Here is a 10,189-nt window from a genome sequence, read left to right as displayed (position 1 = left end):
GTCATCGACCCCGCCCGAGGACTCCACTGGGCCCGCACCCTCACCGACCTCGGACGCGCCCTCGACACCCAACTCTCCCCGCTCGGCGAGGAACACCACACCACCGCCGGCGCCGACGAGGGCACCGCCCTGCTCGCCATAGACGCCCAGGGCCGCGTCTACAGCCTCGACCACAGCGGCGACTACTACCTCGGACCCCACATCGACGCCGCCCTCACCACCCTCGTCGAAGGCGTCCGCCCCATCCGGCTCAGCTGCGGACAACCCGCCGGCGCTACGCCGGACGCGCCTCCGGAATGACCGCCGACACCCGGAAACCGCCGGCATCCGTCGGACCCGACACAAAACCGCCGCCCAGCGCCGTCACCCGCTCGCGCATCCCCACCAGCCCGTTCCCGCCACTCGGCAGACCGGCGTCCGCCACCCCGGCCGCCGGCGCCTCGTTCTCCACCCGCACCGCCACCTCCGCCGCCCGGTAGGCCAGCCGCACCACCGTCGCCGCCCCCGCCGCGTGCTTGTGCACGTTCGTGAGCGCCTCCTGCACCACCCGGTACGCCGTCTGCTCCACCGCCGCGGCGAACGCCCGGACCTGCCCCTCGACCAGCAACTCCACCCGCATCCCCGCGGCCCGCGACTGCTCGACCAACTGCCCCAGCTCACCCAGCCGCGGCCCACCGGCGGCCTCCCGGCCGGCCGCCGCGGCCGCGTACTCCGCGACCTTGCGCAACGGACGCTCCTCACCGGCGTCCGCCGCTCCGGCCGCGGCCTTCACGCCCGCCGTCGGCTCGGCGCGCAGCACACCCAGCATCGTGCGCAACTCCGTCAACGCCTGCCGGCCCATGTCACCCACCAGGGCCGCGTTCCGCGACGCCTTCTCCGGATCCTTCAGCGCCACCGCCTGAAGCGCCGCCGCGTGCACCACCATCAGACTCACCCGGTGGGCCACCACGTCGTGCATCTCCCTGGCGATCCGCGCCCGCTCCTCACCCCGCGCCCACTCCGCGCGCTCCTCCGCCCGCTCCGCGAGCAGCGACAGCTCGCGCTCCAGGCCGGCCGCACGCTCCCGCAGCGCCTCCACGAGCCGCCGCCGCGCGCCCACGTACAGACCGAGCAGCACCGGCGGCACCGTCGCCAGCACCGACAGCGTCACCGCCAGCAGCACCACGACCCACCACGACCCGCCCAGGTCGTCCTGCGTCGTACGCCGCATGTCCAGGTACAGCACCAGCATCACGCCGGCCAACTCCATACCGGCCAGCAAAGCGATGATGCGCCGCGGCACGTCCGAGGCCGCCAGCGTGTACAACGCCACCACCGACAGCACAAAGCCCATCTGCGCCGGCAGGACGGCGATCGACACCAGCACCACGCCCACGGGGAAGCGGCGCCGCAGCACCAGCGAACCACCCGCCAGCAGACCCAGCAGCACCCCGGACCAGCCGGGCACGCCCGTCTCGCGGGAGAAGGCCGCCCCCTGCAGCGCGCACTCCGCCGCCGCCACCAGCGCGAGCAGGACGTCGAGTACGGCGCTGCGCCGCCGTGCCCACCACAACGGGCCCGGCGGACGCGCACAACGCTCGGTTCGGGCGTCTTCCCCCGTCTCGCTCATACCGACCAGACTACGACCGGCCCCCGGCCGGTTCCCGCCCCCCGTCGGCCACGGTGAGCGGCGCTTTTCCCGTTTCCGACAGCAACCAGTGCGGAATCCTCGATTCCTCCTCCGAACCGGTGAATCGAGCAGGCATTCGACCCGCGGCGGCCGATCCGATGGCATCGTCACGTACATGAGCGACCACATGAACCAGCAGCACACCGCCCCCGCCACGAGCACACCCGCGACACCCACGGGATCCGCGACTCCTGTGACACCCGAGGATGCCGCCACGCCGCGGGAGCGGGCCCGCGCGTTACGCCGGCAGGGCCGCACGTACGCGGAGATCGTCGCCGAGGTGGGCGTCGCCAAGAGCACGGTCTCGCGCTGGGTGCGCGACCTGCCCCGGCCGAGCACGCCGCCCGAGCGTCTCCGGCGGATGAGCGAGGCCCGCTGGGCGCGCCACCGCCGGGACGTCGCGCTCCGCCGCACGCGCACACGGGCCGAAGCGGCCGCCCAGGTCGGCCGCCTCAGCGAACGTGAGCTGCTGCTGGTCGGCGCCGGGCTGTACTGGGCGGAAGGCGCCAAGAGCAAGCCGTACCGCACGCAGGAGCAGATCCAGTTCGTCAACAGCGACCCGGGGATGATCCGCGTCTTCCTGGCCTGGCTGGCGCTGCTGGGGGTGGGGAAGGACCGTCTCCAGCTGAGGCTGATGATCCACGAGACGGCGGACGTGGCGGGCGCCCTCGAGTACTGGGCGGCGCTTGTGGGTGTTGACGCGACGGCCTTTTCCAAGACGACGCTCAAGAAGCACAACCCGAAGACGGTGCGGAAGAACGTCGGAGCGGAGTACCGGGGTTGCCTTGTGGTCGGTGTCCGGGGTGGCGCCGAGATCTATCGTCGCGTAGAAGGGTGGTGGTGCGGCATAGTATGGGGAGCCGAGGCGGCTCAAGAGGGCGAACTGTCCGAATAGCCCCTTGTTGTTCCCCCGTGGTGTAATTGGCAACACAATACACTTTGGATGTATTTTTCCAGGTTCGAGTCCTGGCGGGGGAGCCCTTCCTCTTGAACTTGTTCTGAACTCGTTCTCCTGAGTTCGCCGGCCCCCTCGCGGCCGCTTCCAGGTCGCTGTGACCGTCTCCTCGCCCGACGTTCCGGAACTTGCTGCCCCCGCCATCTTTCTCCCCGCTTGTCGCCCTTCCGGGGCGGCTTGCGCCTGACGTGGCGTGAGGGCTCAGGGTCGGAGGAGCGCGCTCCCCTAGGGGAGCCCACCGAAGTGTTCGGGGAGTCGTCTCGTCCCCGTGCAGGACGAGGGCGGGGCTTTGAGTCCCTAGCGTGATGAGTGGTCGGGCGGGCGGCCGGTGGTTGGTGGTGTGAGCCCCAGGGCGGACACGCCCCCAGGCACCATCGCCCGCACCCGGTCCGGTGCACGAGGCTCGGTTCCGGAGGTTGAACGGGCCGTGGCCTCGCGAGGTTCCGGCTTTCGCCGGACCGTTCGAGCTCGTCAGCTTCAGAGTTCATCAGCGTTCCATTCGATCAAGGAGAGTTACCGTGACTACGGCTGTGACTGAATCCCGGACCGGGGGCGGCGGAGAAAGCACGGCCGTCGCGGCTCGGGCGCGGCAGGTCGTGAAGGCGTACGGCTCGGGGGAGACGGAGGTGGTCGCCCTCGACCGGGTCGACGTCGAGATCGCGCGGGGCGCGTTCACCGCGATCATGGGCCCGTCGGGCTCCGGCAAGTCGACCCTGATGCACTGCCTCGCCGGGCTCGACGCGGTGACCTCCGGCCAGATCTGGGTGGGCGACACCGAGATCACCTCGTTGAAGGACAAGAAGCTGACCCGGCTGCGCCGCGACAAGATCGGCTTCATCTTCCAGGCGTTCAACCTGCTGCCGACGCTGAACGCCCTGGAGAACATCACGCTGCCGATGGACATCGCCGGGGTGCGCCCGGACCGGGAGTGGCTGGATCGGGTGGTGTCCACGGTGGGGTTGAGCGGGCGCCTGAAGCACCGGCCGTCGGAGTTGTCGGGCGGCCAGCAGCAGCGCGTGGCGGTGGCCCGCGCCCTCGCTTCCCGGCCGGAGATCATCTTCGGTGACGAGCCGACGGGCAACCTCGACTCGCGGGCGGGTGCCGAGGTGCTGGGCTTCCTGCGCCGTTCGGTGGACGAGCTGGGTCAGACGATCGTCATGGTCACGCACGACCCGGTGGCCGCCGCCTACGCGGACCGGGTGCTGTACCTGGCGGACGGCCGGCTGGTGGACGAGATGTGGCGGCCGACGGCCGAGTCGGTGCTCGACCGCATGAAGGCCTTCGACACCTTCGGGCGGGTGTCATGACCCTCCTGAGAACCTCCCTGCGGAACTTCTTCGCCCACAAGGGGCGGATGGTCCTGTCGGGGCTTGCCGTGGTGCTGTCGGTGGCGTTCGTCTGCGGCACGCTGGTGTTCACGGACACGATGACCACCACGTTCGACAAGCTGTTCGCCGACAGCTCGGCGAACGTCACGGTCTCCCCGGACGACGAGGAGGACGACGAGCGTCCGAGTACGGGCATCCCGGCGACGCTGCCGGCCTCGGTGGTCGAGGAGGCCGGGAGGGCCGAGGGCGCGGAGCGCGCGTTCGGGCTGGCGGTGTCGATGGCGGTGACGGTCGTCGACTCCGACAACAAGAGCATCAGCCCCACCACGGGCGCGCCGACGATCGCCACGAACTGGACGGAGCTGGACGAGCGGACGATGAAGCTCACCTCGGGTGAGCTGCCCGAGGGTCCGGCCGAGGTGGCGGTGGACGCCGACACGGCGAAGAAGCACGGGCTGGAGCTGGGCGACGAGCTGCGGACGATCGCGGCGCCCGGGGATTTCACCGCGAAGATCTCGGGCATCGTCACCTTCGAGGCGACGAATCCCGGCGCGGCGGTCCTGTACTTTGACACGGCGGTGGTCCAGGAGCGGCTGCTGGCCGATCCGGAGGCGTTCACGCACGTGGCCGTCGTGGCCGCCGACGGGGTCAGCGACGAGTTGCTGAAGAAGCAGGTCCTGGCGGCCGTCGGGCAGGGCTACGCGGTCCAGACGCAGGCGGAGTTCACCGACGAGCTGAAGGCCGACATGGGCTTCCTCGACGTGATGAAGTGGGTGCTGCTGGGCTTCGCCCTGATCGCGCTGCTGGTCGGCGTCTTCCTGATCGTCAACACGTTCAGCATGCTGGTCGCGCAGCGGACGCGCGAGATCGGGCTGATGCGGGCGATCGGCGCGGACCGCCGGCAGGTGAACCGTTCGGTGCTGGTCGAGGCGGTGCTGCTGGGTCTGTTCGGTTCGCTGGTGGGTGTGGCCGCGGGCGTGGGCCTGGCGGTCGGTCTGATGGCGTTGATGAACTCGTTCGGCATGAGCCTGAGCACGGACGATCTGACGATCACCTGGGTCACGCCGGTGGTCGGCGTGGCGCTGGGCGTGCTGGTGACGGTCCTGGCGGCGTATCTGCCGGCGCGGCGCGCGGGCCGGGTGTCGCCGATGGCGGCGCTGCGGGACAGCGGTGTGCCGCAGGACGGCTCGGCGGGCCGGGTGCGCGCGGTGGCCGGTCTGGTGCTGACGGGTGGCGGCGCGCTGGCGCTGTTGTTCGCGGCGCGGGCCGATGAGGCCGCGCCGGGCGCGTTGATGCTGGCGCTCGGGGTGCTGCTGTCGCTGGTGGGTTTCGTCCTGGTGGGGCCGCTGCTGGCGTCGGTGGTGGTGCGGGGCCTGAGTGTGGTGGTGCTGCGGCTGTGGGGTCCGGTGGGCCGGCTGGCGGAGCGGAACGCGCTGCGCAATCCGCGTCGTACCGGTGCCACGGGGGCGGCGCTGATGATCGGTCTGGCGCTGGTGGCGAGCCTGTCGGTGGTCGGGGCGTCGATGGTGGCCTCGGCGGACCGGGAGCTGGACCGTTCGGTGGGCGCGGACTTCATCGTCAGCAACGACATGGGGGCGCCGATCACGCCGAAGGCGGCGGAGGCGGTGCGTTCGGCCCCGCGTCTGGCGCATGTCACGGAGTACCGCGCGCTGGGGGGCGTGGAGGTCACGCTGCCGGGCGGCGAGGAGGTGCGGCACGACGCGGTGGCGGCGTCGCCGACGTACGCGGAGGACGTGCGGGTGGAGACGGTCGAGGGCCGGATGGCGGACGCGTACCGGCAGGGCGCGGTGTCGGTGGACGAGGCGTTCGCCGACAAGCACGGTCTGTCGGTGGGCGACGAGGTGTCGCTGAGGTACCGGGACGGGGACGCGGAGCCGCTGCGGATCGCGGCGGTCACCTCGAAGGAGGCGTCGCTGGACGGCGGTGTGATGTTCCTCGGCATCCGGACGGCCGAGACCTTCGTCCCGGAGGCGCGGATGCCGCTGCCGATGCTGATGTTCGGCAAGGCGGAGGAGGGCCAGGAGGCGGCGGCCTACCAGGGACTGAAGGAGCGGATGGAGCCGTTCCCGCAGTACCAGGTGCGTGACCAGGCGGACTACAAGGCGCAGCTGCGCGAGCAGGTGGGTCAGCTGCTGAACATGGTGTACGGGCTGCTGGCGCTCGCGATCATCGTGGCGATCCTGGGTGTGGTGAACACGCTGGCGCTGTCGGTGGTGGAGCGTACGCGGGAGATCGGGCTGATGCGGGCGATCGGTCTGTCGCGGCGGCAGCTGCGGCGGATGATCCGGCTGGAGTCGGTGGTGATCGCGCTGTTCGGCGCGTTGCTGGGTCTGGGTCTGGGTCTGGTGTGGGGCGCGGCGGCGCAGCAGCTGCTGGCGTTGGAGGGGCTGCGAGTGCTGGAGATCCCGTGGGCGACGATCGTCACGGTGTTCTTCGGCGCGGCGGTGGTGGGCCTGGTGGCGGCGCTGGTTCCGGCGTTCCGCGCCGGCCGGATGAACGTCCTGTCGGCGATCGCCACCGAGTAGCGGCCGGTCGCGGCGGCGGTCGGCGTAGGCTGGAAGGCCCGGTCCGTGTGGATCGGGCCTTTCGCGTTGTCCAGCCATCTGCGGGGACGGATTTCTTCCATGCGTGTGACCGGTCTGCTTGATGCCGTCGTGAGTGACCCGGCGCTCGGTGAGGCGGTGCGGGCGGCGGCCGACGGCCGTCGGGACCACGTGGACGTGGTGGGTCCGGCCGCCGCGCGGCCGCTGACGGTCGCGGCGCTGGCCAGGGAGGCCGGGCGGCCGGTGCTGGCGGTGACGGCGACGAGCCGCGAGGCGGAGGACCTGGCGGCGGCGCTGCGTTCGCTGCTGCCGGAGGAGTCGGTGGTGGAGTACCCGGCGTGGGAGACGCTGCCGCACGAGCGTCTGTCGCCGCGCAGTGACACGGTGGGCCGCCGGTTGGCGGTGTTGCGGCGGCTGGCGCATCCGAGTGCGGACGATCCGGGCGCGGGGCCGGTGTCGGTGGTGGTGGCGCCGGTGCGTTCGGTGCTGCAGCCGCAGGTGAAGGGGCTTGGCGAGCTGGTCCCGGTGCGGGTGCGGTCGGGGGAGTCGGCGGATCTGGACGAAGTGGTGCGGGGGCTGGCGGCGGCCGCCTATGCGCGGGTTGAGCTGGTGGAGAAGCGCGGCGAGTTCGCGGTGCGCGGCGGCATCCTGGACGTCTTCCCGCCGACGGAGGAGCACCCGCTGCGGCTGGAGTTCTGGGGTGACGACGTGGAGGAGATCCGCTACTTCAAGGTGGCGGACCAGCGGTCGCTGGAGGTGGCGGAGCACGGGTTGTGGGCGCCGCCGTGCCGGGAGCTGCTGCTGACGGACGAGGTGCGGGCGCGGGCGGCGGATCTGGCGCGGGAGCATCCGGAGCTGGACGAGCTGCTGGGGAAGATCGCCGAGGGAGTGGCGGTCGAGGGCATGGAGTCGCTGGCGCCGGTGCTGGTGGACGACATGGAGCTGCTGCTGGACGTGTTGCCGGCGGGCAGCATGACGGTGGTGTGCGATCCGGAGCGGGTGCGTACCCGGGCGGCGGATCTGGTGGCGACGAGCCAGGAGTTCCTGCAGGCGTCGTGGGCGGCGTCGGCGGGTGGCGGCGAGGCGCCGATCGATGTGGGCGCGGCGTCGCTGTGGGGGATCGCGGACGTCCGGGACCGGGCGCGTGAGCTCGGCATGCTGTGGTGGACGGTGAGCCCGTTCGCGGCGGACGAGGTGGAGGGGGAGGCGGACAGTCTCCGGTTGGGGTTGCGGGCGCCGGAGGCGTACCGGGGTGACACGGCCCGTGCGCTGGCGGACACCAAGGGGTGGCTGGAGCGCGGCTGGCGCTGTGTGTACCTGACGGAGGGGCACGGTCCGGCGGCCCGCACGGTCGAGGTGCTGGGCGGTGAGGGGGTTCCGGCACGGCTGGACGCGGAGCTGGGGGAGATCTCGCCGTCGGTGGTGCATGTGGCGTGCGGCTCGCTAGAGACCGGTTTTGTCGCGCCGGAGCTGGGTCTGGTGGTGTTGACGGAGACGGACCTGTCGGGTCAGCGGGCGGCGGCGGGCCGGGACGGCACGCGGATGCCGGCGCGGCGCCGTAAGACGATCGATCCGCTCACGCTGCAGGTGGGTGACTACATCGTGCACGAGCAGCACGGTGTGGGCCGCTACGTGGAGATGGTGCAGCGCACGGTGCAGGGCGCGACGCGTGAGTACCTGCTGGTGGAGTACGCGCCGGCGAAGCGCGGCCAGCCGGGGGACCGGCTTTTTGTTCCGACGGACCAGTTGGAGCAGGTCACCAAGTACGTGGGCGGGGAGGCGCCGTCGCTGCACCGGCTGGGCGGCGCGGACTGGGCGAAGACGAAGGCGCGGGCGAAGAAGGCGGTCAAGGAGATCGCCGCCGACCTGATCAAGCTGTACTCGGCGCGGATGGCCGCGCCGGGGCACACGTTCGGTCCGGACACGCCGTGGCAGCGGGAGCTGGAGGACGCGTTCCCGTACGCGGAGACGCCGGACCAGCTGACGACGATCGGCGAGGTCAAGGAGGACATGGAGAAGCCGGTTCCGATGGACCGGCTGATCTGCGGCGACGTCGGTTACGGCAAGACGGAGATCGCCGTGCGGGCGGCGTTCAAGGCGGTGCAGGACGGCAAGCAGGTGGCGGTGCTGGTGCCGACGACGCTGCTGGTGCAGCAGCACTTCGGGACGTTCACCGAGCGGTACCGGCAGTTCCCGGTCAACGTCCGCGCGCTCTCCCGGTTCCAGTCGGACGCCGAGGCGCTGGCGGTGCTGGAGGGGCTGCGGGAGGGTTCGGTGGACGTGGTGATCGGCACCCACCGCCTGTTCTCCTCGCAGACGAAGTTCAAGGACCTGGGCCTGGTCATCGTCGACGAGGAGCAGCGTTTTGGTGTGGAGCACAAGGAGCAGCTGAAGAAGCTGCGGGCGAACGTGGACGTGCTGACGATGTCGGCGACGCCGATCCCGCGCACGCTGGAGATGGCGGTGACCGGCATCCGGGAGATGTCGACGATCACCACGCCGCCGGAGGAGCGGCATCCGGTGCTGACGTTTGTCGGCCCGTACGAGGAGCGGCAGATCGGTGCGGCGATCCGCCGTGAGCTGCTGCGCGAGGGGCAGGTCTTCTACATCCACAACCGGGTGGAGTCGATCGACCGGGCGGCGGCCCGGCTGCGGGAGATCGTGCCGGAGGCGCGGATCGCCACGGCGCACGGCCAGATGTCGGAGTCGGCGCTGGAGCAGGTGGTGGTGGACTTCTGGGAGAAGAAGTTCGACGTGCTGGTGTCGACGACGATCGTCGAGTCCGGTATCGACATCTCGAACGCGAACACACTGATCGTGGAGCGCGGCGACAACTTCGGCCTGTCGCAGCTGCACCAGCTGCGGGGCCGGGTGGGCCGGGGCCGGGAGCGGGGTTACGCCTACTTCCTGTACCCGCCGGAGAAGCCGTTGACGGAGACCGCGCACGAGCGGCTGGCGACGATCGCGCAGCACACGGAGATGGGCGCGGGCATGTACGTGGCGATGAAGGACCTGGAGATCCGCGGCGCGGGCAACCTGCTCGGCGGCGAGCAGTCGGGTCACATCGCGGGCGTGGGTTTCGACCTGTATGTGCGGATGGTGGGGGAGGCGGTGGCCGACTTCCGGGCGTCGATGGACGGCAAGCCGGACGAGGAGGCGGCGCCGCTGGAGGTGAAGATCGAGCTTCCGGTGGACGCGCACGTACCGCACGACTACGCGCCGGGGGAGCGGCTGCGGCTGCAGGCGTACCGGGCGATCGCCTCGGCGAACTCGGAGGAGGACATCGCGGCGGTCCGGGAGGAGTTGGCGGACCGCTACGGCAAGCTTCCCGAGCCGGTGGAGAACCTGCTGCTGGTGGCGGGGCTGCGGATGCTGGCGAGGTCGTGCGGGGTCACCGACGTCACGCTTCAGGGGAGCAACATCCGGTTCTCGCCGGTGGAGTTGCGGGAGTCGCAGGAGCTGCGGCTCAAGCGGCTGCACCGGGGCGCGGTGGTGAAGGCGGCGACGCGGCAGGTGCTGGTGCCGCGGCCGAAGGCGGGCGGCATCGGCGGCAAGCCGGTGGTGGGCCGTGAACTGCTGGCGTGGGTGGGCGAGTTCCTGACGACGGTGGTGGACACCTGAGCCGCCGGGCGCAGCACGGGCAGGGGCCCGCACGACAACGGTCGTGCGGGCC

At 71.3% G+C, this 10,189-nt stretch carries 6 protein-coding genes and 1 tRNA gene; 6 read left to right on the top strand and 1 reads right to left on the bottom strand.

Going from position 1 to position 10,189, the window contains the following annotated elements; all coding sequences use genetic code 11:
• The coding region (locus GL263_RS14095; RefSeq protein ID WP_182856038.1) for an SUKH-3 domain-containing protein at positions 1-300 on the top strand (300 nt) is incomplete at its 5' end.
• On the opposite strand, the gene GL263_RS14090 is transcribed toward GL263_RS14095, so the two are convergent.
• Complete coding sequence (locus GL263_RS14090) at positions 275-1,609, bottom strand: sensor histidine kinase (RefSeq protein WP_182856037.1); 1,335 nt, start codon at positions 1,607-1,609, stop codon at positions 275-277. The genes GL263_RS14095 and GL263_RS14090 overlap by 26 nt on opposite strands.
• Positions 1,610-1,784: 175 nt before the next feature.
• Here GL263_RS14090 and GL263_RS14085 point away from each other — a divergent pair, with 175 nt between their 5' ends.
• From GL263_RS14085 to mfd, 5 genes are all read left to right on the top strand, one after another.
• On the top strand, positions 1,785-2,564 hold the full coding sequence (locus tag GL263_RS14085; RefSeq protein WP_194377496.1) for a helix-turn-helix transcriptional regulator: 780 nt from the start codon (positions 1,785-1,787) through the stop codon (positions 2,562-2,564).
• Between the two features lie 11 nt (positions 2,565-2,575).
• Positions 2,576-2,647, top strand: a tRNA-Gln gene (locus tag GL263_RS14080).
• A 495-nt stretch (positions 2,648-3,142) separates the two neighbouring features.
• Complete coding sequence (locus tag GL263_RS14075) at positions 3,143-3,931, top strand: ABC transporter ATP-binding protein (protein WP_182856036.1); 789 nt, start codon at positions 3,143-3,145, stop codon at positions 3,929-3,931.
• Positions 3,928-6,498 carry an ABC transporter permease gene (locus tag GL263_RS14070; protein ID WP_182856035.1) on the top strand — a complete coding sequence of 857 codons (2,571 nt, stop codon included), beginning with the start codon at positions 3,928-3,930 and terminating at the stop codon, positions 6,496-6,498. The genes GL263_RS14075 and GL263_RS14070 overlap by 4 nt, the downstream gene beginning before the upstream one ends.
• 99 nt (positions 6,499-6,597) lie before the next feature.
• A complete protein-coding gene (gene mfd, locus GL263_RS14065; protein ID WP_182856034.1) occupies positions 6,598-10,137 on the top strand; it encodes a transcription-repair coupling factor in 3,540 nt (1,179 codons plus the stop codon).
• Positions 10,138-10,189 lie beyond the last annotated feature (52 nt).

It is taken from the genome of Streptomyces durbertensis, assembly GCF_014156695.1.
Taxonomy (GTDB): domain Bacteria; phylum Actinomycetota; class Actinomycetes; order Streptomycetales; family Streptomycetaceae; genus Streptomyces; species Streptomyces durbertensis.
Note: the sequence above shows the minus strand (reverse complement) of the source record. Positions and strands in the feature narration are given on the sequence as shown.

What these genes read in the sequence shown, in the direction of transcription:
- GL263_RS14070 (WP_182856035.1), top strand. Translation starts at nt 3,928, where the DNA reads ATGACCCTCCTGAGAACCTCCCTGCGGAACTTCTTCGCCCACAAGGGG.
- mfd (WP_182856034.1), top strand. Translation starts at nt 6,598, where the DNA reads ATGCGTGTGACCGGTCTGCTTGATGCCGTCGTGAGTGACCCGGCGCTC.
- GL263_RS14085 (WP_194377496.1), top strand. Translation starts at nt 1,785, where the DNA reads ATGAGCGACCACATGAACCAGCAGCACACCGCCCCCGCCACGAGCACA.
- GL263_RS14090 (WP_182856037.1), bottom strand. Translation starts at nt 1,609, where the DNA reads ATGAGCGAGACGGGGGAAGACGCCCGAACCGAGCGTTGTGCGCGTCCG.